This window comes from Sneathiella sp., from assembly GCF_002694385.1.
Classification (GTDB): domain Bacteria; phylum Pseudomonadota; class Alphaproteobacteria; order Sneathiellales; family Sneathiellaceae; genus Sneathiella.
The window spans coordinates 108,925-131,173 of record NZ_NZMB01000010.1; the positions used below are offsets into that span (position 1 = coordinate 108,925).

At 58.9% G+C, this 22,249-nt stretch carries 28 protein-coding genes; 12 read left to right on the forward strand and 16 right to left on the reverse strand.

The features are described from left to right. Positions 1–28 precede the first annotated feature (28 nt). Both CMN55_RS05165 and thpR read left to right on the forward strand, forming a co-directional pair. Entirely contained in the window at positions 29–646 is a 618-nt protein-coding gene (locus tag CMN55_RS05165; RefSeq protein ID WP_293948475.1) for an arylesterase, read from the forward strand. A gap of 30 nt (positions 647–676) precedes the next feature. Next, a complete protein-coding gene (thpR, locus tag CMN55_RS05170; protein WP_293948476.1) occupies positions 677–1,225 on the forward strand; it encodes an RNA 2',3'-cyclic phosphodiesterase in 549 nt (182 codons plus the stop codon). Here thpR and CMN55_RS05175 read toward each other — a convergent pair. Then, on the reverse strand, positions 1,191–1,808 hold the full coding sequence (locus CMN55_RS05175) for a class I SAM-dependent methyltransferase (protein ID WP_293948477.1): 618 nt from the start codon (positions 1,806–1,808) through the stop codon (positions 1,191–1,193). The two genes, thpR and CMN55_RS05175, sit on opposite strands and share 35 nt — an antisense overlap. A gap of 13 nt (positions 1,809–1,821) precedes the next feature. After that, positions 1,822–2,709, reverse strand: a complete 888-nt coding sequence (locus tag CMN55_RS05180) for a spermine/spermidine synthase domain-containing protein (protein ID WP_293948478.1) — start codon at positions 2,707–2,709, stop codon at positions 1,822–1,824. Between the two features lie 80 nt (positions 2,710–2,789). On the opposite strand from CMN55_RS05180, the gene CMN55_RS05185 reads away from it, so the two are divergent. Further along, positions 2,790–3,080 carry a 4a-hydroxytetrahydrobiopterin dehydratase gene (locus CMN55_RS05185; RefSeq protein ID WP_293948479.1) on the forward strand — a complete coding sequence of 97 codons (291 nt, stop codon included), beginning with the start codon at positions 2,790–2,792 and terminating at the stop codon, positions 3,078–3,080. A 9-nt stretch (positions 3,081–3,089) separates the two neighbouring features. Here CMN55_RS05185 and CMN55_RS05190 read toward each other — a convergent pair whose 3' ends face one another. Further along, on the reverse strand, positions 3,090–3,851 hold the full coding sequence (locus CMN55_RS05190; protein ID WP_293948480.1) for a 3-hydroxyacyl-CoA dehydrogenase: 762 nt from the start codon (positions 3,849–3,851) through the stop codon (positions 3,090–3,092). Between the two features lie 147 nt (positions 3,852–3,998). On the opposite strand from CMN55_RS05190, the gene CMN55_RS05195 reads away from it, so the two are divergent. The 3 genes from CMN55_RS05195 to CMN55_RS05205 all read left to right on the forward strand — a co-directional run bounded on the left by CMN55_RS05195 (position 3,999) and on the right by CMN55_RS05205 (position 5,868). Continuing rightward, positions 3,999–4,355: a YkvA family protein gene (locus CMN55_RS05195; RefSeq protein WP_293948481.1), complete on the forward strand. Its 357-nt coding sequence runs from the start codon at positions 3,999–4,001 to the stop codon at positions 4,353–4,355. 131 nt (positions 4,356–4,486) lie between these two features. After that, a complete protein-coding gene (locus CMN55_RS05200; RefSeq protein ID WP_293948482.1) occupies positions 4,487–5,194 on the forward strand; it encodes a CoA transferase subunit A in 708 nt (235 codons plus the stop codon). A gap of 29 nt (positions 5,195–5,223) precedes the next feature. Beyond that, a complete protein-coding gene (locus tag CMN55_RS05205) occupies positions 5,224–5,868 on the forward strand; it encodes a CoA transferase subunit B (RefSeq protein ID WP_293948483.1) in 645 nt (214 codons plus the stop codon). A gap of 86 nt (positions 5,869–5,954) precedes the next feature. On the opposite strand, the gene CMN55_RS05210 is transcribed toward CMN55_RS05205, so the two are convergent. The 4 genes from CMN55_RS05210 to CMN55_RS05225 all read right to left on the reverse strand — a co-directional run bounded on the left by CMN55_RS05210 (position 5,955) and on the right by CMN55_RS05225 (position 10,321). Then, entirely contained in the window at positions 5,955–6,905 is a 951-nt protein-coding gene (locus CMN55_RS05210; protein WP_293948484.1) for a DMT family transporter, read from the reverse strand. Between the two features lie 63 nt (positions 6,906–6,968). Beyond that, on the reverse strand, positions 6,969–8,207 hold the full coding sequence (locus tag CMN55_RS05215) for a class I SAM-dependent methyltransferase (RefSeq protein ID WP_293948485.1): 1,239 nt from the start codon (positions 8,205–8,207) through the stop codon (positions 6,969–6,971). 7 nt (positions 8,208–8,214) lie between these two features. Beyond that, the gene (locus tag CMN55_RS05220) at positions 8,215–9,195 is read right to left on the reverse strand and encodes an NADPH:quinone oxidoreductase family protein (RefSeq protein ID WP_293948486.1); all 981 of its coding nucleotides are present in this window, start codon (positions 9,193–9,195) and stop codon (positions 8,215–8,217) included. A 79-nt stretch (positions 9,196–9,274) separates the two neighbouring features. After that, positions 9,275–10,321, reverse strand: coding sequence for an asparaginase (locus CMN55_RS05225; protein ID WP_293948487.1), 1,047 nt, complete (start codon positions 10,319–10,321; stop codon positions 9,275–9,277). Positions 10,322–10,394: 73 nt separating this feature from the next. Between CMN55_RS05225 and CMN55_RS05230 the strand changes: the two genes are divergently transcribed. The 3 genes from CMN55_RS05230 to rlmN all read left to right on the forward strand — a co-directional run bounded on the left by CMN55_RS05230 (position 10,395) and on the right by rlmN (position 12,768). Continuing rightward, positions 10,395–10,934, forward strand: coding sequence for an RNA methyltransferase (locus CMN55_RS05230; RefSeq protein WP_293948488.1), 540 nt, complete (start codon positions 10,395–10,397; stop codon positions 10,932–10,934). A gap of 101 nt (positions 10,935–11,035) precedes the next feature. Beyond that, entirely contained in the window at positions 11,036–11,554 is a 519-nt protein-coding gene (locus CMN55_RS05235) for an invasion associated locus B family protein (protein WP_293948489.1), read from the forward strand. A 47-nt stretch (positions 11,555–11,601) separates the two neighbouring features. Next, positions 11,602–12,768, forward strand: coding sequence for a dual-specificity RNA methyltransferase RlmN (gene rlmN / locus CMN55_RS05240; RefSeq protein ID WP_293948490.1), 1,167 nt, complete (start codon positions 11,602–11,604; stop codon positions 12,766–12,768). On the opposite strand, the gene CMN55_RS05245 is transcribed toward rlmN, so the two are convergent. Both CMN55_RS05245 and CMN55_RS05250 read right to left on the reverse strand, forming a co-directional pair. Next, entirely contained in the window at positions 12,769–13,239 is a 471-nt protein-coding gene (locus tag CMN55_RS05245; protein WP_293948491.1) for a GNAT family N-acetyltransferase, read from the reverse strand. Between the two features lie 34 nt (positions 13,240–13,273). Beyond that, positions 13,274–14,446: a benzoate/H(+) symporter BenE family transporter gene (locus tag CMN55_RS05250; protein WP_293948492.1), complete on the reverse strand. Its 1,173-nt coding sequence runs from the start codon at positions 14,444–14,446 to the stop codon at positions 13,274–13,276. Between the two features lie 96 nt (positions 14,447–14,542). On the opposite strand from CMN55_RS05250, the gene CMN55_RS05255 reads away from it, so the two are divergent. Together CMN55_RS05255 and CMN55_RS05260 are read left to right on the forward strand one after the other, a co-directional pair. After that, a complete protein-coding gene (locus CMN55_RS05255; protein WP_293948493.1) occupies positions 14,543–15,109 on the forward strand; it encodes a helix-turn-helix domain-containing protein in 567 nt (188 codons plus the stop codon). A 120-nt stretch (positions 15,110–15,229) separates the two neighbouring features. After that, complete coding sequence (locus tag CMN55_RS05260; RefSeq protein ID WP_293948494.1) at positions 15,230–16,441, forward strand: argininosuccinate synthase; 1,212 nt, start codon at positions 15,230–15,232, stop codon at positions 16,439–16,441. A gap of 16 nt (positions 16,442–16,457) precedes the next feature. On the opposite strand, the gene CMN55_RS05265 is transcribed toward CMN55_RS05260, so the two are convergent. From CMN55_RS05265 to CMN55_RS05285, 5 genes are all read right to left on the reverse strand, one after another. Then, positions 16,458–16,772 carry a hypothetical protein gene (locus tag CMN55_RS05265; protein WP_293948495.1) on the reverse strand — a complete coding sequence of 105 codons (315 nt, stop codon included), beginning with the start codon at positions 16,770–16,772 and terminating at the stop codon, positions 16,458–16,460. 8 nt (positions 16,773–16,780) lie between these two features. Next, entirely contained in the window at positions 16,781–17,665 is an 885-nt protein-coding gene (folD, locus tag CMN55_RS05270; protein ID WP_293948496.1) for a bifunctional methylenetetrahydrofolate dehydrogenase/methenyltetrahydrofolate cyclohydrolase FolD, read from the reverse strand. Positions 17,666–17,695: 30 nt separating this feature from the next. Then, the gene (locus tag CMN55_RS05275; RefSeq protein WP_293948497.1) at positions 17,696–18,007 is read right to left on the reverse strand and encodes a DUF167 domain-containing protein; all 312 of its coding nucleotides are present in this window, start codon (positions 18,005–18,007) and stop codon (positions 17,696–17,698) included. Between the two features lie 2 nt (positions 18,008–18,009). Beyond that, positions 18,010–18,345, reverse strand: coding sequence for a YggT family protein (locus CMN55_RS05280; RefSeq protein WP_459253646.1), 336 nt, complete (start codon positions 18,343–18,345; stop codon positions 18,010–18,012). An 827-nt stretch (positions 18,346–19,172) separates the two neighbouring features. Next, entirely contained in the window at positions 19,173–20,033 is an 861-nt protein-coding gene (locus tag CMN55_RS05285; protein ID WP_293948499.1) for a crotonase/enoyl-CoA hydratase family protein, read from the reverse strand. Between the two features lie 123 nt (positions 20,034–20,156). Here CMN55_RS05285 and CMN55_RS05290 point away from each other — a divergent pair, with 123 nt between their 5' ends. Next, the gene (locus tag CMN55_RS05290) at positions 20,157–20,519 is read left to right on the forward strand and encodes a DOPA 4,5-dioxygenase family protein (protein ID WP_293948500.1); all 363 of its coding nucleotides are present in this window, start codon (positions 20,157–20,159) and stop codon (positions 20,517–20,519) included. Here the strand turns inward: CMN55_RS05290 and CMN55_RS05295 are convergent. Together CMN55_RS05295 and CMN55_RS05300 are read right to left on the reverse strand one after the other, a co-directional pair. Beyond that, on the reverse strand, positions 20,516–20,839 hold the full coding sequence (locus tag CMN55_RS05295) for a GcrA family cell cycle regulator (protein WP_293948501.1): 324 nt from the start codon (positions 20,837–20,839) through the stop codon (positions 20,516–20,518). The two genes, CMN55_RS05290 and CMN55_RS05295, sit on opposite strands and share 4 nt — an antisense overlap. A 134-nt stretch (positions 20,840–20,973) precedes the next feature. Then, positions 20,974–22,230, reverse strand: a complete 1,257-nt coding sequence (locus CMN55_RS05300; RefSeq protein WP_293948502.1) for a PQQ-dependent sugar dehydrogenase — start codon at positions 22,228–22,230, stop codon at positions 20,974–20,976. Between the last annotated feature and the right edge of the window lie 19 nt (positions 22,231–22,249).

Sequence of the window (22,249 nt, forward strand, 5' to 3'; positions counted from 1 at the left end):
CGTAAATTCTGGATATGGCGGGCTTGGAATGAAAATCAACATTGTAGCGCTGATTATTGCGGTTTTTTGTCTTCTGTCCCCCGCTCGGGCGGAGGAGGTGACACGCATCATCGCCATCGGCGACAGCCTGACCGCAGGTTATGGCCTGCCGACGGGTGAGGATTTCGTCACCCGGCTTGAAGCCGCCCTTCAGGAAAACGGGCAGAATGTCCGGATTGAAAATGCCGGTGTTTCCGGCGACACGACCGCAGGCGGCCTGCAACGGCTGGACTGGGCGCTTGGCAATGGCGCCGACATGGTCATTCTGGAGCTTGGCGCCAATGATGCGCTGCGCGGGATTGACCCTTCGGAAACCCGCAATAACCTCAGCCGCATCATTGAAACAATTCAGGCAAAGGATATCCCTGTCTTTCTGGCCGGGATGCGCGCCCCGCCCAGCATGGGATCGGAATATACCCGCGCGTTTGATGCGATCTTTCCGGAGCTGGCGAAACAGTATCAGACCGGCTTTTACCCCTTCTTTCTGGAAGGCGTTGCCGCCGATCCCGCGCTCAACCAGAATGACTATATTCACCCCAATGCGGAAGGCGTTGAGGTAATTGTCGAAAATATATTACCCTATATTACCGATTTTTTGGCAAACTAGCTTCGCACCCCGTCGTTAAAGGACACAGCCATGCGTCTTTTCGTTGCCATTGACCTTCCCGCAGAGATCAAGGCCAATATCGGCGCCCTGCGGGGCGGCATACCGGACGCCCGCTGGATTGCCGCGGAAAACGCCCATGTGACCCTTGCCTTCATTGGCGAAGTGCAGGGCCCGATGATGATGGATATCTCTCTCGCCCTCGGGCGGATCACCTATCCGGCCTTCGATCTCAATATCGAAGGTGTCGGGGTGTTCGGCAGCAACAAACGGCCGCGCCTTCTCTGGGCCGGGGTGAGGCCGACGCCAGAGATATGCCTGTTACATCAGAAAATCGTCACCGCCATTGAAAGCACTGGCGCGCGCGTCGATGACCGCCGTTTTCGCCCTCATGTCACCCTCGCCCGCGTCCATAAATCCCCCTACGAGAAAGTCCGGCACTTCCTGATAGATCACGCCCTGTTCAAGGCTCCCGCACTGTCGGTCGAAAACTTCTCGCTGTTCTCAAGTCATCTCGCCTCATCGGGCGCCATTTACCATGAGGAAGTCAGCTTTGATCTGGCGGCGCCGGTAACATCATAAACACGTCATAGCGGGTGGATTTGCCGACAATCTGATGAGAGGGGGCGCGCAGACCCGGCATCGGCTCCGCCCGCCTTGGCCATTTGAGAACAACCCGCTTTGTCGCCACGGCAAGGGCGATTTTCATCAGGTCCGCGCAGTCGGGATCCGTTCCGACAATGGCGCGAAGCTGACGCATTTCGCTTTTCACCAGCGCCGATTTACCGCGCGGTGGATGCATGGGATCAATCAGCACCGTCTCGGGTGTCAGTTCCGCAAGAATATCCCGCGCATCGCCCTTCAGCAGCGTCATGCGTGATATGATCTCGTGATGGATATCGCTTTCCTGTGCGGCGATCTCCATTGCAGTCCGCAACAGCCCGTGCACTGTCTCGTTCCGCTCGATCAGCGTCACTTTCGCCCCCAATGAGGCGAGCAGAAAAGCATCCCGGCCGAGCCCCGCTGTCGCATCCACCACCGCCGGTGTCACGCCGGGCCGGAAGCCGAGCGCGCGCGGCAGTGGCTGTCCCCGCCCGCCGCCGTGACGCCGCCGGTAATCAACGGCGCCCGTGATAAAATCGACTTTCAGCGGGGTTTCCGTCATCACTCCTCTGCCATCAGAACCCGAGATTTGTCCGCCACCAGGTGGGCAGCGCGAAGGACGCCCGGTGCAACTCCGGGTTATAATGCCGCCCCGTCAGCTCCGCGACCGGCGTTGAATAATCATGCCCATCAAGGCTGTAGAGAAAAAAGCCGAACTCCGCCGCCGGATAAAGCTGCACGATGGAGCGATAGGCCGCGACATGGGGCAGCAACCTTTCCCGCTGCATGATGGAGACGAGATTCTGATCCTTGTCCCCACACAGCTCCTGCAGGAAATAGGCGCGATCCTTGCCGACAAAAATGCTGTCACTGTCGAGGACAACACCGTCCGGCTTGATGCAGGCGGAAAAATCCTCACAAAAGGCGCGCGTAAAAACGCTCGACGAAGGGCCGACCGGCTCGCTGAGATCGAGGATGATCAGATCGAATGTGTCGCCCCGCTGCCGCGCCTGGCGGACATAATCTGCGGCATCGCCGATCACCAGTTCAGCCCGCGGATCATCATAATTGCCGTTAATGCCAAGATATTCTTTCGATACCTCAACCACCCGGCGGTCGATTTCCACCATGACGACACGGGTCACAAACTCATGGCGCAGGGCTTCGCGCAGAATGCCGCCATCGCCGCCGCCAACGATCAGCACTTCCGCATTTTCCCGCTGGCGGCCCAGCAGGGGCACATGCACGGCCATTTCATGATACATGAACTCATCGGAATGAGAGGCCTGCACCAGATCATCGAGGGTAAGAACCCGGCCGAAAACGGGATGTTCGTAAATCTCGATCTTCTGATAGGGGCTCTGCTCCGAATGCAGCAGCGTCATATCCATGGCATGGGTGAAGGCGATGCCTTCGGTTTCCTCATGCCACCAGTTCCGGCTTGCCTCACTTATTTTTGTCATCTGTCTCACTTGATCTGGACTTGCAGGGGATCTGCCAACATTGTTATCAGGGGTCATAATCCAGTTACAGGAGAATATCCATGACGGAAAAGTTAAGTGCGGAAGAAATTGCGGCGGCGCTCGCCACCCTCGACGGATGGGAGCGACTTCCCGACCGGGAGGCCATCCGTAAAAGTTTCAGATTTTCCACCTTCAACGAGGCCTTCGCCTTTATGACCCGGGTGGCGCTGAAGGCCGAAAAAATGGATCATCACCCGGAGTGGTTCAATGTCTATAACCGGGTGGATGTGACCCTTGCCACCCATGACGTGGGCGGTCTGAGCGGCAAGGATGTCACGCTGGCCGCCTTTATGGACAAGGCCGCCGGATAGCCACATTGCTTATTTCGGCGCCATACGGATGGCCCCGTCAAGACGGATGACCTCCCCGTTCAGCATCTGGTTTTCGACAATCTGCCGCGCCAGTTTGGCATATTCCGCGGGCTTGCCAAGACGGCTCGGGAACGGCACCGACGCGCCAAGAGCCGCCTGCACATTTTCCGGCAGGCCCATCAGCAGGGGCGTTTCAAACAGGCCGGGGGCGATTGTCATGATCCGCACCCCGATGGAGGCCAGATCGCGGGCAATCGGCAGGGTCATGCCGACAATCCCGCCCTTGGAGGCGGAATAGGCGGCCTGGCCGATCTGCCCGTCATAGGCGGCGACGGAGGCCGTATTGATGCAGACGCCCCGCTCCCCGCTTTCCATGGGCTCAAGCCCCGCCATATCGGCAGAGGCGCGACGGATGCAGTTGAAGGTGCCGATCAGGTTGATGGCGATCACTTTCTCGAAAGTATCGAGCGGATGCATTCCCTTGCTGGAATAGGTCTTGGCTGCCGGGCCGATCCCGGCGCAGTTGACAAGGATGCGGGCCGGGCCATGCGCCTCCCGTGCTTTTGCGAAGGCCGCGTCAAGGGAGGCGTCATCCGCGACATTGGCAACGCAGGCAATACCACCGATGTCGCCCGCGACCTTTTCCGCCAGTTCGGCATTCATATCGAGAATGGCGACCTTCGCGCCTGCCTCCGCCAGCATCCGCGCCGTTGCCTCACCCAGGCCGGAGGCGCCGCCCGTCACAATCGCTGATTTTCCAGAGATATCCATTTATCTTCTCCAACTTTTTTCAGGGTACAATCCAGATTTCAGCCCTCTCCTTTATACCCTGATACATAAAATGTGAAGTTAGAGCTTCTTGCAATCACATGCGCGTCACCACATATTCGGTACATGTCTGAAAAGCCGGAAGATGATATGTCTGCCTTTGACGAGGCCAAGATGGAAGGCGACAAACGCCTTGTCCTGCGCGAATTCGCCCAGAAACTGCGGCGGACGATCGGCAAGATTCCCTTTGCCGAAGATGCGACAGCCAGCTTTTACTGCGCCGTTGACAGCAAAAGCCCGGCCTTTGTGAAAGCCGTTCTGTTCGGCGCGCTCGCCTATTTCATCATGCCCGCCGATGTCATCCCCGATTTTCTGGCCGGGATCGGCTTTACAGATGATGCGAGTGTCCTGCTCGCCGCCATGGCCACGGTGAAAAAACATATCAATGAAGATCACCGGCAAAAGGCCCGCCAGTTTCTGGAAAAAGAAACGGCGCCGTCCGAATAGACAGCCGGTCCGCCCCAATATCCCGTATTGCAGAATCATCCCCGCCACTTAGGAATTGAGCGGCACGGCATTTGTTTGCTATATAGCATGCAATTCCAATCAAAGAATCTGAACGGTAAGGAACCCCCGGAATGAGTGACAGGAAAATATATCCCAACGCCAAGGCAGCCCTGGACGGCATACTGAAGGACAATATGACATTAATGTCCGGCGGCTTCGGGCTTTGCGGTATTCCGGAAACCCTGATCGACGCCGTCAAGGACTCCGGCATTACCGGACTGACGGTCATCTCCAACAATGCGGGCGTTGACGGGATCGGTCTCGGCGTTCTTCTGGAAAGCAAGCAGATTTCCACCATGATCTCCTCCTATGTCGGGGAGAACAAGCTGTTTGCCGAACAGTTCCTGAACGGCGATCTGGAAGTTGTCTTCACGCCGCAGGGAACCCTGGCGGAACAGATCCGGGCGGGCGGCGCCGGAATTCCGGCTTTCTTCACCAAAACCGGTGTTGGCACCCTTGTCGCTGAAGGCAAGGAAGTCCGTAACTTCGATGGCGAGGATTATGTGATGGAGCGCGGACTCGTCGCCGATGTCTCGCTTGTCCATGCCTATATGGCGGACAAGGAAGGCAATCTCGTTTTCCGCAAAACCGCCCGCAATTTTAACCCCATGATGGCAACCGCAGGCAAGATCACTGTTGCCGAGGTGGAACATCTGGTCGAACCCGGCGAGATCGACCCCGATCATATCATTGTGCCGGGCATCTATGTCCAGCGGATCGTGCATGTGCCCAATCCGGTCAAGCATATCGAAAAGCGCACCACCCGCCCCCGTAATTAAGACGCCCCGCAGAGGAAAAGGACAAAATCATGGCCTGGACAAGAGAACAAATGGCGCAGCGCGCCGCCCGGGAACTGCAAGACGGCTTTTATGTCAATCTTGGCATCGGCATTCCCACACTGGTCTCCAACTACATCCCGGACGGGATGGAAATCATGTTTCAGAGTGAAAACGGCATGCTCGGCATGGGTCCGTTTCCCTACGAGGGAGAGGAAGATCCGGATCTCATCAATGCCGGCAAGCAGACGGTGACCGAACTGCCGACGACCAGTTATTTTTCCAATTCCGACAGCTTCGGCATGATCCGCGGCGGACATATCAACCTGTCCATCCTCGGCGCCATGCAGGTCGCGCAGAATGGCGATCTCGCCAACTGGATGATTCCCGGCAAGATGGTCAAGGGAATGGGCGGCGCCATGGATCTGGTCGCCGGGGTGAAGAAGGTGATCGTGGTGATGGAGCATACCGCCAAGGGCGATCCGAAACTCCTCAAATCCTGCAACCTGCCGCTGACGGGCAAGGGCGTGGTTGACATGGTGATCACCGATATGGCGGTCTTCAGGTTCGATAAATCCGGCGACACCACGGTGATGAAGCTGATCGAGCTGGCCGATGGGGTGACCCTCGATGAGGTCAAATCATCAACAGAGGCCGAATTTGAGACGCATCTGTGATCGCGCCCGCATAAGATAAAGGCCCCGGATGAGATATTCCGGGGCCTTTTTTCATTCCACCCCTCTGACAGGGATTAGCTCGTCCCTCATGTCGGGCCGGTCCGGGTTTCCGCCTTGGTCTGCGCCAGGATTTCCCTTTTCGCGCTGCTGCGCCGCGCCTCGCGAATAGCGATATAGATGGAGGAGGCAAAAATCACCGCCGCGCCGATATAGGTATAAAGATCCGGCTCCTGCATGAAGAAGATAAACCCGATCAGGGCGGAGAAAATAAGCCGGAAAAAATCGAACGGCATCACCACCGACGCATCGGCCAGCGAATAGGCCTTGGTGAAGGACAGATGACCGAGCGTTGCCAGAAGCCCGATCAGGAGAATGGCGATCACCTGCTCCAGCGTCGGCATCTCCCAGACGAAAATCGCTGGGATCAACGACATGGGCAGAATCAGTATCTGGGTCCAGGCGACAATTGCCGCCGGGCTTTCGGTGCGGGAAAGCAGTTTCACCATCATCACCGCAAACGCCATGGTCACGGCGGAAAAAATCGCCGCATAGGCCCCCAGGCTGAGCTCGGCAAAGCCCGGCCGCAGAATGATCATCGCGCCGCAAAACCCGACCAGCATGGCAAGGCTGCGGCGGATACCAACCATCTCTTTCAGAATGAAAATGGCGAGAATGGTGCCGAAGATGGGCGCCGTGAAGTTCAGCGCCACGGCATCGGCCAGCGGCAGGACGCTGACCGCATAGAACCAGCTCAGCATGGAGGCGAAGCCGACCATGCTTCTCAAGCCATAAGCACCGATCCGCCGTGTCTTTAGAACACCGAGCCCGTTTTTGAACAACCAGGGCAGAAAGTAAAGCAGCCCGGCCACATTGCGCAGGAAAACAAGCTCAAAAACATGCATTCCCGTATCGGCGACATAGCGGATCACCCCCGCCATGATCGACAGGACAAGACAGGCAATAATCATCAGAATGACGGCCTGCAACACCGGAGAGATTTTCTGAAAGGGGGTCGTAAAGAAACGAAATAGGGCCATGGACCAACAAATTTTACCCGGTTAATTGAGGCGTGTCAGAGGTTTTCCGATGCACCATATACCTTATCCCGTCTTAAGCCATAGAAGATTGAGTCCGTTCAGCATTTTATAGACCGGCGCAAAACGGGCGCGAAACGTCGGCCAGCTTAGGGAAAGGCTGGCCTGAATGTCGCGCAAACTCCGTTTGCCGTCAAGCAGGCGGACAAATTCCGGGCTGTGTTCGGGAATGTCTATCCGGGTGGCAACGGAATCAAAATTCACCGTCAGAACCGTCTTGCCCATGAGCGCCCGCGCGAGTGGCTCCGCCTTTCCCTCTTTCAGGATGGGAATCATCTGCGGATCGAAGGCGGCAACACCCGGCGCCGTCCCCGTCTTTTTGCGGATATAGAAGCTGTGCGTCTTGATTGTGCCTGCAAGGTTTTCCGCGAGCGCGGCCCGGTCCGCGTCGTCAAGCTCGCGGGCACGCTTGCGAAGCTCCTTGTCTTTCAGGTAAGTCTCCGGCTCATAGCGCACGGGCTCGATAAAGCCGAGAAGCGCCATCCCGGCGCTGTCCAGCAGCTCGATAATTTCCGGTACGAGATATGCCCGATCCCGCGGATGCAGCAGCAGATCATACAGCGCCGCATCCTCTCCCAGCTTGTGATCGCCCAGCATGGGGTTGCGGTTAAACCAGTGACTTGGCGGCAGCTCTTTCAATAGATCCTTGGCAAGCGTGACCTGATCCGCCGTACCATCCCCGCCGGTCAAGGCCTTCAAGGCATTCTGCACCGGGTAAACCCCGCTCCGTCCGAGAGTTGCATACAGCATCAGCCCCATGCCGCCTTCCGGCTTCAGAACGGCCGCAAGGGCGGCAAGCCCCGCCTCCGGTTCCTCCAGATGATGCAGAACCCCGCAGCAATCGATATAGTCAAAGGGGCCAATACCCATATCCGTCAGATCAAGCAGGGAACCGGTCAGGAAGTTGATATTCCGAAGGTCCCGCGCCTCGGCCCGCGCTTCCGCCACTTTACGGCTGGCGGTAGAAAGATCGAGATAGGTGACACGGCCCGCCTCTCCCCGATCCGCAAGATGCTGCGCCAGCATGATGGCGGCATCGCCCGTCCCACCACCGGCAACAAGCGCATGAAAGGGCGCGGAAAAATCCCGCGCCCCGGCAAAAAGATAGTGGTTCAGCTCATCCAGATGGCTCGGGCTACCTTCAATCAGGCGGCTTTTTTCATCCCTGGGATCACGAGGGGGATAGGGAAAATCCTCATACTGGCGTTTGACCGCCCGGTCACGCCCCCCTCGTCCCCTGGCCATCCGGCTGTCAGTCCTTAACCGTGATGATGACTTTACCCGTGCTCTTGCGCGACAGCAGCGCCTTCATCGCCTCCGCGCCTTTTTCAAGCGGGAAATGCATGGAGACATGCGGCTTCAGCTTCCCCTCCTTCACCATGTCCAGCATGGTGATGAAGTTGGCGCGGTTCTTTTCCGGATAGCGGCGGGTCCACTCGCCCCAGAACACGCCGATGACGGAACAGCCCTTCAGAAGCACCAGATTGGTTTTCAATTCCGCGATCCGGCCGGAGGCAAAACCGATCACCAGCAGACGGCCATCCCAGTTGATGCAGCGCATGGACTGGTCAAACGCATCGCCGCCAACGGCATCATAAATCACATCGGCGCCCTTATCGCCGGTGAGTTCCTTGACCCGGTCGCGGATATTCTCTTTTGAATAGTTGATGACATGATCGGCGCCATACTGGCGGACGATATCCATTTTCTCGTCCGATCCGACCGTGCCGATCACCGTCGCGCCGAGGGCCTTGCCGAGTTCAACGGCATTCAGCCCGACGCCGCCCGCCGCGCCATGCACCAGCAGCACTTCCCCCGGCTGCAACCGTCCGCGATCCACCAGCCCGTGATAGGTGGTGCCATAGGTGACCGGGAAACCGGCGGCCTGATCATAGGGCATGTTATCCGGGATTTTGTAGGTGTTCTGCGCCGGGGCGAGCACATATTCGGCAAACCCGCCAACCCCGTGATTGGCCATCACCCGGTCGCCCACGGCGATATCGGTGACCCCTTCGCCCACTTCGGTCACGATGCCGGAAGATTCCATCCCCGGTGAAAAGGGAAAGGGCGGCTTGAACTGGTATTTACCGGCGACCATCAGGGTATCGGGGAAGTTGAGACCGACGGAATGCACCTCGATCTTGACCATGCCCTTTGTCACCTTTGGTTCCGGTACATCCTCCATCACGAGGATATCGGGATCGCCAAATTCCTTACAAACCAGTGCTTTCATGTTTTCCTGTCCTGTCACATATTATTATTCTGGATCGTCTGATTGCTGCCCACAAACTAACCCCGATCAAAAGCCGAGGTCAATCACCGACGCCCGTCCGGGGCGGAATTACCGCCCGGACATGCCCAACCACCCGGTTATTGCGGTTATGCAACTCGGGGCGGACATACGGATCAATCGCCCGGTGAATCTCTTCATCCAGAACGCCAAGCTCATCCAGAAGGGCGCCGAGCGCCGCCTCCGCCGCGCGGGTCGTGCCGTCCAGCGCCTTGATGGCCACGCCGAGCCCGGCGTCCGGCAGGGCGGCGAGATACACCGCCTCCGCCCCGACCTTGGCAATCACCCGCCCCTTCGCCGCGCGGTTGATCGCGGTGCACAGCCGGTCGGAACCGGCAATCATTTCCGGATGGGCCGCAATTGCCTTTTGCAGCCGCAGGCAGGCCGCCGCGCGGTCTGCCCCAAGTTTTGCAGGATCGGCGAAACGGGCAATCGCCGTCGCGGCCTTATCCAGCGGGATGCCGATTGTGGGGGTGGAGCATCCATCAATGCCGACCGGGGCCCTGGAAAGATCGAGGCCGGTGAAATCTTCAAGCACCCGGACAATGCGTTGCTGCACCGGATGATCGAACGAGATATAGCCTTTCACCCCCTCCTGCAAATGCAGGGCGGTGCAGAGGAAACCCGTATGCTTGCCCGAACAGTTGTTATGCGCGGCGGTGGGTTTCTTCCCTTCGGCGGCGAGCGCCCGCGCGGCGGCGTCATACGTCGGCCAGTGGCTGCCGCATTCAAGATCGCCAATCCCGAGACCCATCCGCGCCAGCCAGCCGGTTACCGCCGCCACATGGATCGGCTCCCCCGTATGGGAGGCGCAGGCAAGCGACAGCTCCTTCGCGGAGACATTGAAGGCGTCCGCCGCCCCGCTTTCAATCAGCGGCAGCGCCTGCAACGGCTTGATGGCCGAGCGGAGATAAACCGGGCTTTCGACATCTCCCCAGCTTCTGACCAGCCGCCCCTTGGCATCAGAAATGGCGGCAATGACCATATGACGGCTCTCCACCATCGGGCCGCGGGTTACCTCGACAGTGAAAGGAAGGCTTGCGGTATCACGGGAGGAACGGGTATTCATGGCATCCGGATCATGTCGCTGTTGGAAACAAGATGGCTTTTTACCAGCAAACAGGTCAGGAGAGTAGGATATTATGACAATTTCCCGTGGATATTTCGGGGTCGGCGTTGAGGGAATCAGCAAGCCGATGAACGCCGGCAATCTTTTCCGCACGGCCCATGCCTTCGGCGCCAGCTTCGTTTTCACCATCGGCGCGGATTATTCCGTGCGCCGCGCCCGCTCCGACACTTCCGTCGCGCCAAAGAATATCCCCTGGTATGACCATGACACGATAGACGACATGCTGCTGCCCAAGGGATGCAAGATCGTCGGCGTGGAACTTCTGGACGAAGCGACGGACCTGCCAAGTTTCTTTCACCCCATCAATGCGGCCTATGTATTGGGGCGTGAACGCGGCTCCCTCTCCCCCGCGATGCAGGAAAAGTGCGATTATTTCATCAAAATTCCGACAAAGTTCTGTCTCAATGTTGCAACCGCAGGGGCAATTGTTATGTATGACAGGGTTGTTTCTCACGGACGGTTTGCCCGGCGCCCGACAAACGGGCTTGGCGCGGCGGAACCCGTGAAGCCCCATATTCAGGGCGCGCCCAAGAAACGGCGGGCGCAGATTTGATGACGCGCAAATAAAAGCAGGTTGAGTAAATGTTCCCGATTAAACAAAATTTGAACAAGCCCGGGCTGGAAAAAGCGGTCCGGGGCGGTTATGCTTTGTCCATGAGCAAGTTGGCATCCCTTTTGTTTCTGATGACGGCCCTTTCGCTGGGTCTGCCCGGCCCGGCCCACGCGCAGCAATCGGAGCCGCGGGCCCTCGGCAGCTTTACCGACTGGCTGGCCTATAGCTGGATCGAAAATGGCAATAAAGTCTGCTACATGCTGTCCCGGCCGCTCAAATCCACGCCGCAGAATGTGAAACGCGGTGATATATATATTATGATCGCCTATCGGCCGCAGTCCAGCTCCAAGGAAGAGGTGAGCCATGTCGCCGGTTATCCGTTCAAGGACCAGTCAACGGTGGAGGCCATGATCGGCAATGCGAAATTCCTGCTGGCGACCAATGGCGAGGTTGCATGGGTCCCGGAAGGGGAAAGCGATGCGAAGCTGATCAACGCCATGCGCGGCGGATCGAGCATGGTCGTCCGGGGCACCTCAAGCCGCGGCACCCTGACAGTCGATACCTATTCCCTGCAAGGCTTCACCGCCGCCCATCAGCAGATTAGAAAAAGCTGTACTTGACCGGCTGTACAAGAGTATAAGCCGCTTTTTAACCTGAAGTGAAAGCCATGGAACATCTGATTCCCGACGTCGATGCCATTGACCGGCAGCCGGAGTTGCTCGCCATCCGCAAGAGCCTGATCGGCCTTGACCGGACCGAGATTGCGGCTGCCCTGATGGAGGCGGGCGTCGATGCCAAGGCGGCCAAGATGCGCGCCCGGCAGCTTTTTCACTGGCTGTATTACCGCGGCGCCAGCAACTTCGAGGATATGACCTCGATCTCCAAGGACATGCGTGCCTGGCTGCCCGCGCATTTCACGGCGGACCGGCCGGAAATCACCTCGCTGCTTGAATCAACCGACGGCACCCGCAAATGGCTGGTGAAATTCCCGGACGGGCAGGAAGTCGAATCCGTGCATATCCCCGAGGAAGACCGCGGCGCGCTCTGTGTTTCCAGCCAGGTCGGCTGCACCCTCACCTGTAGCTTCTGCCATACGGGCACCATGAAGCTGGTGCGCAACCTGACGGCGGGCGAAATCATCGCCCAGATGCTGGTGGCGCGCGATACCATCAATGAATGGCCGAGCCCGAAGGGCGAGCGGATGATCTCCAACATTGTCATGATGGGCATGGGGGAGCCACTGCTGAACTATGACAATGTGGCGAAGGCGCTGAAGATTATCATGGACGGCGAAGGCATTTCCCTTTCCAAACGGCGGATCACCCTTTCAACATCGGGTGTTGTGCCGAAAATCCGCCAGTGCGGTGAGGAACTCGGCGTCAATCTCGCCATTTCGCTGCATGCGGTTAATGACGATGTGCGCGACATTCTGGTGCCCATCAACAAGCGCTACCCGATCAAGGAACTGCTCAAAGCCTGCAAGGAGTATCCGGCCAGCAACAATGCCCGGCGGATTACCTTCGAATATGTCATGCTGGACGGGGTGAATGACAGCCCGGCCGATGCGCGGGAGCTGGTGCGGCTGCTGAAAGACATTCCGGCGAAGGTCAATCTGATCCCCTTCAACCCCTGGCCCGGCACCAATTACATCTGCAGCAGCAACAACGCCATGCACCGCTTCGCCAAGATCGTCAATGATGCGGGCTATTCCTCCCCCATCCGGGTGCCGCGCGGGCGGGACATCATGGCGGCCTGCGGGCAGCTCAAATCCGCGAGCAAGAAACTCACCGCCGCAGAACGGCGGGCGGAAAACCCGGCATCCCCCGCCCTCTGATCATAACTCAATTTCCATGACAATGGCTGTCGGACGATCATAGCCGGTGTGGGCGGTCGTCCCGGTCTGGCGGAACCCCTGCCGCCGGAAGAAATCATGCACTTCGGAGAGTTCCACACGGGATTCGAGCATGATCCGCCTCTTGGCCCTTGACCGGCAATGGGAGAGGGCATGATCGACCAGCGCCCTGCCAATCCCCGATTGCTGCGCCGCCGGGTCAACGGCCAGCTTGCCAAGATACATTGTCTCACCCAGATCGCGCAGGAACACGCAGCCGATCAGCCGGCCCTCCTCATAGGCCAGCAGCAGCGTTTCCGCCTGCGCCTTCTCGGCAATCGTCTGCTCATCCAGCAGCCGCAGGGAGGACGGCGGATCAATGCGCGCCTCCATATAGGCGAAGGCGTGCCGGATCAGCGCCAGAAGCTGCGGCCAGTCATCAAATTTTTCGTCCCTGATTGCAATATCAACCACAGATGCTTCCCTTGTCCGGTGATGGCATGGATTTTCACCCCTTTGCCCGCGACGTAAAGCGTTTTCGAAACAGATAGGCGATCATGCCGATCACCAGTCCCCAGAAGGGTGCACCGATGGACAGCAGCGTCATGCCCGAGGCAGTCACGGCGAAGGTGAGGATGGCGGCATCGCGCTCCGCCTCATCGCGCAGCGCCGCGTCAAGGCTGTTCGCTATGGTGGTGAGCAGCGCAAGACCCGCAATCGCCATGACGAGGGACGCCGGAAAGGCAATGAACAGCGCCGTCAGGGCCGCGCCGAACAGCCCTGCAAGGCAATAGAAGAACGCCGCCCAGATCACCGCCGGATAGCGTTTTGCCGGATCCGGATGCACCTCCGGGCTCATACAAAGGGCCGCCGTGATGGCCGCCAGATTGAAGGCAAAGCCGCCGAAGGGGGCCAGCACCAGCCCGGTAAAGCCGGACCAGCCGATCAGCGGCGATGCGGGCACGTCATATCCATGGGTGCGCAGCGCCGCGATCCCCGGCACATTCTGCGAGGCCATGGTGACGATGAACAGCGGGATACCGACGCCGATCAGCGTTGCGATGTCAAATGTCGGAAAAGTGAAAACCGGCATGGTGAGGGAGAAATCCCCCGCAAACGGTTTCATCTGGCCCGTCGCGGCGGCCAGGATGATCCCGACCAGAAAGGTCAGCGGGATGACATAGCGGGGGACAAACTGCTTCGTCAGCAGATAGGTCACGACCATCAGCCCGACCATCAGCACATCCGACTGCAGGGCAACAAAGGCATCAAGGCCGAAACGCAGCAACACCGCCGCCAGCAGGGCCGCCGCCAGGGATTGCGGCACAAAAGCCATGATCTTCTGAAACAGCCCGGTCACCCCGCTCAAGGTCAGCAGCAGGGAGCAGAACAGAAAAGCGCCGATGGCGTCACTCATCGGCACCCCCGGCAGGCTGGTCACCAGCAGCGCCGCGCCAGGCGTTGACCAGGCGATCAGCACCGGCTGCCGGTAGCGCAGCGTCAGGGCCAGGCTGCTCACCCCCATACCGATGCCGAGCGCCCACAGCCAGGAGCCAATCTCAGCCGGGCTGGCCCCCGCTGCATTGGCCGCCTGAAAAATGATCGCACCGGCCCCCGCATAGCCGACAAGCACCGCAACAAACCCCGTCAGAACATATCCGGGGGAGAAAAAGCGCAGCATTTGATCTGTTCCCTTCCGCTTTTATACGTTATAACGCACAGGCGGTGACGCTAACAGATATACGTTATAACGCACAAGCACAAATTCGGAGCCTGAATGCAGAATCTGAAAGACCATCTTGCAAAGACATTGAAAGACCTGCGGAAATCGCGCGGCTGGAGCCTTGACGCGGCGGCGGCGGCAACCGGCGTCAGCAAGGCGATGCTGGGGCAGATTGAACGCGGCGAATCAAGCCCGACGACGGCTGTCCTGTGGAAGCTGGCGACGGGGTTTCAGGTCTCTGTCTCCTCCCTCATGGAGCCACTGCCGGAACTGGTCGCGGAAACCCTGATCCGCGATGCCGGGACAATCCGCAATATCCCCGGCGACAAGGGCATGGCGGTGGCCCCCCTCTTCCCGTTTGAGGCGCGGTTCGGCTTTGACCTGATGGAGCTGACTTTCCTGCCCGGATATGAACGGCTGTCGGAGCCGCATGAGGCGGGCGTCATTGAACATGTCACGATTATTTCCGGGGCAATGGAAATCTGCACGGAGGGGGAATGGCACCCGCTCACGGCCGGTCAGTCCATCCGCTTTCGCGGCGACCGGCCGCATGGCTATCGCAACCGGAATGAGGAAAAGGCCGTCACCCTGTCCGTCATTCATTATCCGCACCGCGCCTGATTTTTGCGGAATTTAGCGGAAATATGCGGAAAAGGGCGCTTGCGAAGGCGCGTCTTTTCGCCTAGGTTGCGCGCTGCAAATTTGCCCGAATAACAGATTCCTTAATCGAGGTTGCCTGTCATGTCCCAACAAATCAAAAAAGTCGTTCTCGCCTATTCCGGCGGGCTTGATACCTCCGTTATCCTGAAATGGCTGCAGACGACCTATAACTGCGAAGTCGTTACCTTTACCGCCGATCTCGGCCAGGGGGAGGAGTTGGAACCCGCCCGCGCCAAGGCGGAGCTGCTGGGCATCAAGGAAATCTTCATCGACGACCTGCGCGAGGAATTCGTCCGCGATTTCGTCTTCCCCATGTTCCGCGCCAATGCGGTTTATGAGGGGCAGTATCTTCTCGGCACCTCCATCGCGCGGCCGCTGATCGCCAAGCGCCAGATTGAAATCGCCCGCGAAGTCGGCGCCGATGCTGTCGCCCATGGCGCAACCGGCAAGGGCAATGATCAGGTCCGGTTCGAGCTGGGCTATTACGCCCTCAATCCCGATATCAAGGTGATCGCGCCATGGCGGGAATGGAACCTCAATTCACGCACCAAACTGATTGAATTTGCCGAGAAGAACCAGATTCCGATCCCGAAGGACAAGCGGGGCGAGGCTCCCTTCTCCGTTGACGCCAACCTGCTGCATATCTCGGCGGAGGGCAAGGCCCTCGAAGATCCGTGGGAGGAAGCGGGCGAATATGTCTATTCCCGCACCGTCGCGCCGGAGGATGCCCCGAACACCCCGACCTATATCGAAATTGAATATGAGAAAGGCGATCCCGTCGCCGTTGACGGCAAGCGGATGAGCCCCGCCGAACTGCTGACCGCGCTCAACAAGCTCGCGGGCGATAACGGCATTGGCCGTCTTGATCTGGTGGAAGGCCGCTTTGTCGGCATGAAATCCCGCGGCATTTACGAGACACCGGGCGGCACCATCATGCTGGAGGCGCATCGCGGCATTGAACAGATTACGCTGGATCGCGGCGCCATGCATCTGAAAGACGACATCATGCCCCGCTATGCGGAGCTGATCTATAACGGTCTGTGGTTCTCACCGGAACGGTTGATGCTTCAGGCGCTCATCGACAAGAGCCAGGAAAAGGTCACCGGCACGGTGCGGCTCAAGCTCTATAAGGGCCGGGTCAGCGTTGTCGGCCGCAAGAGCCCCTATTCGCTTTACTCGATGGAACATGTCACCTTCGAAGAAGATACCGTTTATGACCAGCGCGATGCGGAAGGCTTCATCAAGCTGAACGCCCTGCGCCTGCGCCTCCTGCACCGGCAGAAGGGCGAATAATCCGCCAATGAGGTGATCAGTGAAGGCGGGGGCCCGATCCCGGGTCCTCGTCCTCCTCCTCGAAATCGGGGACATCCTCCACATAGGGGACATAGCGATCCTTGATAAACAGGATCGCGGCAAAGCCCGCGCCCGCAATCGCCCCGGCGGTGAGGATAAGGGGCGCGGACGGCACCCATGGCAAGGACCAGCCCATATCCAGGGCGCTTGTCACAAACAGCAGGGCCGCCAGCGGCAGGGCGACAAAGACCACGCTGAACACAATCCCGACCAGCGCCCCCACCGCGACAAATTTGCCAAACCGCCCCAGAAGTTCGCGGGAAAAACGCACAGGTTTCCTTATACCTCCGGCACCTCGACCCCGGCCTGACGGCAGGCGGCGGTGATGGTATTGGCCAGCAGGCAGGCGACGGTCATCAGCCCGACGCCGCCCGGCACCGGCGTGATGGCGCCCGCCACTTCGACGGCCTCAGCAAAGCAGACATCGCCGACAAGGCGTGTCTTGCCATCCTCTTTCGGAATGCGGTTAATCCCCACATCAATGACGGTGGCGCCCGGTTTGATCCAGTCGCCGCGGATCATCTCCGGCCGTCCGACGGCGGCGACCAGGATATCGGCCCCGCGGCAGACCGCCGGAAGATCTTTCGTCCGCGAATGGGCAATGGTGACGGTGCAGTTTTCCGCTAGCAAAAGGCTCGCCATCGGCTTACCAACGATGTTAGAGCGGCCGACGACAACGGCGTTGAGACCGGAAAGATCGCCCAGCACCTCTTTCAGCATGATGATACAGCCAAGCGGCGTGCAGGGCACCATGGCGGGCAGCCCAACGGCCTGACGCCCCGTGTTGATGACATGAAAGCCATCCACATCCTTCATCGGATCAATGGCGTCAAGGATAACCATTTCATCCACCTGTTTCGGCAGGGGAAGCTGCACTAGAATGCCGTGGATGGCGGGGTCCGCGTTGAGCCGCCGGACAACGGCCAGCACTTCATCCTGCGATGCCGTATCCGCCAGGCGGATTTCCTCCGACTTCATGCCCGCTTCCGCCGTCGCCTTGCCCTTGTTGCGGACATAGACCTGGCTGGCCGGATCCTCCCCCACCAGAACAACGGCGAGGCCCGGCGTCAGCCCGTGCGCCGCCTGTAGCGCCGCGACCTGCCGTCCGGCCTTCTCACGGACGCGGCTTGAGAAAATCTTGCCGTCAATGATTGTTGCCGTCATCCACTCATCCCCTCACCGGCAATCCGCCAGTCACACAGTTTCAAGCCACTTTTTAATGTCGATTTCGGTTTCCGCCGGATCGCCCAGAACCAGCACCGTCTTGTTGCGATCCAGCTTGCCCGCGGCCACTTCGATCCGGCCCTTGCCGCATTTCAGGGATTTCGCGAGCAGTTTGACCAGCGCCTCATTGGCTTTTCCCTTTTCCGGGATTGCGGTCACCTTGACTTTCAGCCGCACCCGGCCGTCGCCATCCATGAAAATCTCTTCAATCCGGTTTTGCGCCGCGCCCGGCGTCAGGCGAATATCCAGAAACGCCCCCGCCGCCCCGCGTCGAACGGGCAACGTCACATCACCCGTGGCGCATATTCAAACAGGAGGTTGCGCAGGAAGATCAGCACCAGGATCAGCACCACCGGCGAAATATCCAGCCCCCCCATGGTCGGGATGATCTTGCGGATCGGCCGGAGCGGCGGTTCGGTCACCCGATAGAGGAAACTGCCGACCGTGTTGACGAACTGATTGCTCGTATTCACCACATTGAAGGCGACCAGCCAGCTCAGGATCGCNTTGGCGATCAGCAGCCAGATAAAGATTTCAATCAGGGTACTGATCAGAATAAGGAAAGATGCCATGTATATACCTGTTCGATTCAACCCCCCTACATTTAGGCCCTCAGGCATAAAAAGGCAACTGTCGAGCGGGGCGGACGGCGGTAAATATTCCCCCGCCCCGGCCTCATTCGCGCGCTCTAGTAATGCAGGGCGGCGGCGACGGACTTATTGACCGTCTCTGTCAGCAGCGCCTTGGCAAAATCCGCCTGGCTCAGGCCCGCCTCTCCCCCGCCCAGATTCTGCATCGCAATATCCGGCAGGGTCAGGGAGAGTTTCGTCGAAAAGGGATAAAGACGGCCGCTGAGCTTGCCGCCGGTGATCGCAACATGGTCAACGCGCAGCTTTTTATCGTCCCCGCCCGCCCCGTCGGANGCCAGCGCATAGGCCGCNGCCGCCGCCAGAATAATCGCGAGGTTGGANCTGGTGGCGCTGGTTTCAAGGTCAATGGCCGGACCCGCAACCTCAATNGACTGGATATGCAGCGGCCCCCACANAAGGCTCCAGGGCACGATGCGGATTTCCGCCTTATCGACAACAAAACTGGTTTTTGAGGAACCAATTGACGAATTGGGCACGGTCAGACCGGATATGGCGCCGCGGCCGGTGAAGATATTCACCTCGAATGCGCCGAGCGTGACTTTCTCGCCGGTGGCCGCGCTGCCAACCGTGACGATGGCGCCTGCGCCCGCCTCATTGGCATATTTTTCCGCCTCCCGCACACCCACGACAACCGCCGCAACGATGACAACGAAAAGGCCGCCCGTAACAAGAAGGGATGAGAGTTTCATGGATTATCTCCGGCTCCTGTAAATTGANAACAGGAACCGGATATAATTCATGATTGATTATATTCAATCAGAAATNCNCTTTATNNGTGCATTTCATACGCCGCTATATCACTTGAACTCCGGNTCATCCCACCAGGGNTAAAAATCCGGCATTTCCGTCGCCGGGCTCATGGTGAATTTCGCCGGGCGCTTTTCCAGGAAGGANGTGACGCCTTCCGCCACATCCTTGCNNTGCCCCATGGTGGCAATGCCCCGGCTGTCCACGCGATGCGCCTTCATCGGGTGATCCTCACCCAGCATNCGCCACATCATCTGACGGCAGAGGGCAACGGAAACGGGCGCCGATTCCGCGATCANCTCCTTGGCNAGCGCNCGCGCCGCCGGGATCAGATCATCGGGNGCATANACCTCTTTCACGAGACCGCCGGACTTGGCTTCCGATGCCGGGAAAATCCGCCCCGAATAGACCCATTCGGCCGCCTGCGAAATGCCGACAAGGCGCGGCAGGAACCAGCTGCTGCAGGCTTCCATNACNATGCCGCGGCGGGNGAANACAAAGCCGATCCGNGCATTTTCCGATGCCAGGCGGATATCCATCGGCAGCGTCATNGTGGCGCCGATCCCGACCGCCGGGCCATTGATGGCGCCAATGATCGGCTTTTTCGACTGATACATGCGCAGCGTCACCTGACCGCCGCCGTCGCGGTGCAGGCCGCCCACTTCCTGTTCGCCCTTGGCGACATAGTTGAAGGTTTTGGCGCCGCTGCTGAGATCGGCCCCGGCGCAGAAGGCCCGCCCCGCCCCGGTCACGATGATGGCGCGCACGTTATCATCCGCATCCGCCTTGTCATACGCATCAATAAGTTCCTCCCGCATGATGCTTGTAAAGGCGTTGAGTTTGTCGGGCCGGTTCAGGGTGATGGTCAGGATCTGATCCTCAACGTCATACTGGATATGTTGATAGGACACGTCTTACCTCTTGTTATTTATATGTTCATTTTCCCGCATCATATGCGGTGACAAAGCGGTCAGGCTTCCCTATCTTTACAAATATCACCCGATCACCGCCAGCGAAATTTAAGGAATGTCCAGATGCCTGTAGCGGCGAAAGACCTTATCAGGGGCTATCACGCCCATATCTATTACCGGCCCGCGACAAAGGCCGTGGCCGCGGAAATCCGCGAGCAGATTGCCGAAAATTTTGATGTGCGGCTCGGCCGCTGGCACGATATGCCGGTCGGCCCGCATCCCATATCCATGTATCAGGTTGCCTTCGATATCGCCCTTTTCGCGGAGTTCGTGCCCTGGCTGATGCTGAACCGTCAGGGGCTCGACATTCTTGTGCATCCGGAAACGGGCGATGATCTGGTTGATCACCGCGACAACGCCCTGTGGCTTGGGAGCAAGCTGCCGCTCAAGCTGGAAATGTTTGAAAAGGGGATAGCCGGCCCTTAATTGCCGTCCTTGTTCTGATACGCCATATTGCAATGCTTGAGGCAATAGGGCTTGCTGGGCACCGCTTCATCGCCGCAGAAGTGGAAATTATCCTCCCCTGGATGGCCGATCGGCCATTGGCAGGCGCGATGCGCGGGAACGACCTTCTTTTTCGGTTTGGCGGTGGCGGGCGACGATTTGGTCGACAGGCCCAGCCGGTTCGCCTTGCCGATGACGGCATTACGGGTCACATCCCCCAGCTCATCGGCAATTTCGGCGGCGGTTTTGCCCGATCCCCATAACTTTTTGAGTTTTTCAATCCGTTCTTCGGTCCAACTCATTCCAAGATCTCTTGTTGCGTTTGCATGATATCCGTTAATGCGGCGCCCGATACGCGACAGTCAATTCCGGCCGCTAAAGCCCCCCTGATATATCCTCGCTCTCGCGCTGAGTCTATAGAATATCCACAATCCCCCTATTCGCCGTAAGAGATGCGCCAGACCGTCTGGCTTACCGCGTCCGAGATCAGCAGGCTGCCGTCCGCCGCCATGGTAATGCCAATCGGCCGTCCCCAGACATTCGCCGCGCCGGGTTTTTCCGCCTCTATGCGAAAACCGGTGGCGAAATTCTGATAAGAGCCAATGGGCCGCCCGTTTTCAAACGGCACACGGACAATCTTGTAACCGGTCGGAACGGACGCGTTCCAGGAGCCCTGAAAGGTAACAAAGGCATCACCGCGATATTCCTCGGGAAACATGTCACCGGTATAGAACGCAAGGCCGAGCGAGGCGGAATGCGCCTGGAACAGGACATCGGGCAGAAGGGACTTCGCCACCATATCGGGCGCCTTGTCGCCATAATCGGGATCCGGTATCTGCCCCGAATAGGCGTAGGGCCAGCCATAGAAGCCGCCCTCCTTCACTTCCGTCAGATAATCGGGCACCAGCCCGTCGCCATAGCCATCGCGTTCATTGACAACCGTATAAAGCGCGCCCGTGTCGGGGTTGAAGTCCATCCCCACCGGATTGCGCAGGCCCGAGGCGAATGTCTCCATCCGCCCGTCATCGAGATAATATTTCTGGATGGTCGCCCGCGGCAGCGCCTCAACCCCGATGTTCGAGCGGCTGCCAATGGCGATATAGAGGACATTTTCAGCGGGATCATGCAGCAGGATGCGGGTCCAGTGCCCGCCGCCATCGCCGAAGGTACCCGGCTTTGTGACATGCTCCACCTCCCCCGTTACCTCCAGATCGCCGACCTTGAAGGGAACGCGGGAAAGCTGCATGCGCTCACCGATATAGAGCCCGTCACCGATCACCGCCATGCCGTGCGGCGTATCCAGGCCGCTGACCAGCAGGCGCTCGATCTCCGCTTCCCCGTCGCCATCGGCATCCCGGAGCAGGGTAATCTTCTGCCCCCGCGGCTCGGCCAGCAGGATATCGCCATTTTCCAGCGTATAAAGCCAGCGCGCATGGGTCAGATCCTTGCGAAAGGCATTGACGCGAAAGCCGGGCGGCAGGTTAAGTTCCCCCTCCTTGTTGCTGCTGACCCGGTTGGGGCCCAGCGCCTCGACCGGCGTCTCGTAGGGTTTGGGCAGATCTTCCGCGCGGATGGTGATGCTCGCGCCGATCTCGTCCGTATCCTGGGCCTGGCCCGAGGATAGCGGCACCGCCGCCAGCAAAAGCGCAAAAATCGTCCCGAGGTATCTTGCGCGCGCCGCTGTCTCTCCCATATTTCCTCCACGGTAATGA

Bases quoted from the DNA above. Each gene is read 5' to 3' on its own strand.
- CMN55_RS05165 (WP_293948475.1), top strand. From the start codon at position 29: ATGAAAATCAACATTGTAGCGCTGATTATTGCGGTTTTTTGTCTTCTG.
- thpR (WP_293948476.1), top strand. From the start codon at position 677: ATGCGTCTTTTCGTTGCCATTGACCTTCCCGCAGAGATCAAGGCCAAT.
- CMN55_RS05175 (WP_293948477.1), bottom strand. From the start codon at position 1,808: ATGACGGAAACCCCGCTGAAAGTCGATTTTATCACGGGCGCCGTTGAT.
- CMN55_RS05180 (WP_293948478.1), bottom strand. From the start codon at position 2,709: ATGACAAAAATAAGTGAGGCAAGCCGGAACTGGTGGCATGAGGAAACC.
- CMN55_RS05185 (WP_293948479.1), top strand. From the start codon at position 2,790: ATGACGGAAAAGTTAAGTGCGGAAGAAATTGCGGCGGCGCTCGCCACC.
- CMN55_RS05190 (WP_293948480.1), bottom strand. From the start codon at position 3,851: ATGGATATCTCTGGAAAATCAGCGATTGTGACGGGCGGCGCCTCCGGC.
- CMN55_RS05195 (WP_293948481.1), top strand. From the start codon at position 3,999: ATGTCTGCCTTTGACGAGGCCAAGATGGAAGGCGACAAACGCCTTGTC.
- CMN55_RS05200 (WP_293948482.1), top strand. From the start codon at position 4,487: ATGAGTGACAGGAAAATATATCCCAACGCCAAGGCAGCCCTGGACGGC.
- CMN55_RS05205 (WP_293948483.1), top strand. From the start codon at position 5,224: ATGGCCTGGACAAGAGAACAAATGGCGCAGCGCGCCGCCCGGGAACTG.
- CMN55_RS05210 (WP_293948484.1), bottom strand. From the start codon at position 6,905: ATGGCCCTATTTCGTTTCTTTACGACCCCCTTTCAGAAAATCTCTCCG.
- CMN55_RS05215 (WP_293948485.1), bottom strand. From the start codon at position 8,207: ATGGCCAGGGGACGAGGGGGGCGTGACCGGGCGGTCAAACGCCAGTAT.
- CMN55_RS05220 (WP_293948486.1), bottom strand. From the start codon at position 9,195: ATGAAAGCACTGGTTTGTAAGGAATTTGGCGATCCCGATATCCTCGTG.
- CMN55_RS05225 (WP_293948487.1), bottom strand. From the start codon at position 10,321: ATGAATACCCGTTCCTCCCGTGATACCGCAAGCCTTCCTTTCACTGTC.
- CMN55_RS05230 (WP_293948488.1), top strand. From the start codon at position 10,395: ATGACAATTTCCCGTGGATATTTCGGGGTCGGCGTTGAGGGAATCAGC.
- CMN55_RS05235 (WP_293948489.1), top strand. From the start codon at position 11,036: ATGAGCAAGTTGGCATCCCTTTTGTTTCTGATGACGGCCCTTTCGCTG.
- rlmN (WP_293948490.1), top strand. From the start codon at position 11,602: ATGGAACATCTGATTCCCGACGTCGATGCCATTGACCGGCAGCCGGAG.
- CMN55_RS05250 (WP_293948492.1), bottom strand. From the start codon at position 14,446: ATGCTGCGCTTTTTCTCCCCCGGATATGTTCTGACGGGGTTTGTTGCG.
- CMN55_RS05255 (WP_293948493.1), top strand. From the start codon at position 14,543: ATGCAGAATCTGAAAGACCATCTTGCAAAGACATTGAAAGACCTGCGG.
- CMN55_RS05260 (WP_293948494.1), top strand. From the start codon at position 15,230: ATGTCCCAACAAATCAAAAAAGTCGTTCTCGCCTATTCCGGCGGGCTT.
- folD (WP_293948496.1), bottom strand. From the start codon at position 17,665: ATGACGGCAACAATCATTGACGGCAAGATTTTCTCAAGCCGCGTCCGT.
- CMN55_RS05290 (WP_293948500.1), top strand. From the start codon at position 20,157: ATGCCTGTAGCGGCGAAAGACCTTATCAGGGGCTATCACGCCCATATC.
- CMN55_RS05295 (WP_293948501.1), bottom strand. From the start codon at position 20,839: ATGAGTTGGACCGAAGAACGGATTGAAAAACTCAAAAAGTTATGGGGA.
- CMN55_RS05300 (WP_293948502.1), bottom strand. From the start codon at position 22,230: ATGGGAGAGACAGCGGCGCGCGCAAGATACCTCGGGACGATTTTTGCG.